This is a genomic window from Modicisalibacter radicis, assembly GCF_900961225.1.
GTDB lineage: Bacteria > Pseudomonadota > Gammaproteobacteria > Pseudomonadales > Halomonadaceae > Modicisalibacter.
Genome location: NZ_CAAHFN010000133.1, coordinates 1 through 470, shown reverse-complemented (window position 1 = coordinate 470; position 470 = coordinate 1). Strand labels below are relative to the sequence as shown.

The following is a 470-nucleotide window of genomic DNA, read 5'->3' as shown; positions in this document are numbered from 1 at the left end:
AACTTATTATTGATAAGCGTTATGTTATCGCAATATGTGTCACTGCCACCACTGCGTGCAATATAGGTTGAATTATCTAACACATCATTGCCAATTGGTCCTGGGCCATGAGTAAAACTACTGTTTAAAAAGATAAAGCCAGGATCTGTTTGCACAGGTACGCGTGCTTGTAATACATAGCCTCCAGAGGTGTCTTTCGTTGGGTCATTGTCTTTAGAGTCACCTATAGTGCGTATTTCACTGCTTTCAAATAATGCGGTAACTGGGTAGCCCCAAATAAAGTCAACATTACCAGCAACTAAGCTGTTGTAGAACCAGCTATAACCTTTCAGTAATAGGGTATCTTGTTCGCTAATAAAGCTGGCATTATTAGCCACTAAACGACCATTACTATTAAAGTAAATTGTTTCAGCTTGGTTTGAATCAACCTTGTTACGCAAATGCGTGTTTTTCAATGTTAGGTTGTTGAT

General features: G+C 38.7%; 1 protein-coding gene. It reads right to left on the bottom strand.

Features of this window, described 5'->3' with window-relative positions:
- Window positions 1–470, bottom strand: a 470-nt coding sequence (locus HR9077_RS20940; RefSeq protein ID WP_210725998.1) for a pectinesterase family protein, incomplete at both ends; no start/stop codon positions are given.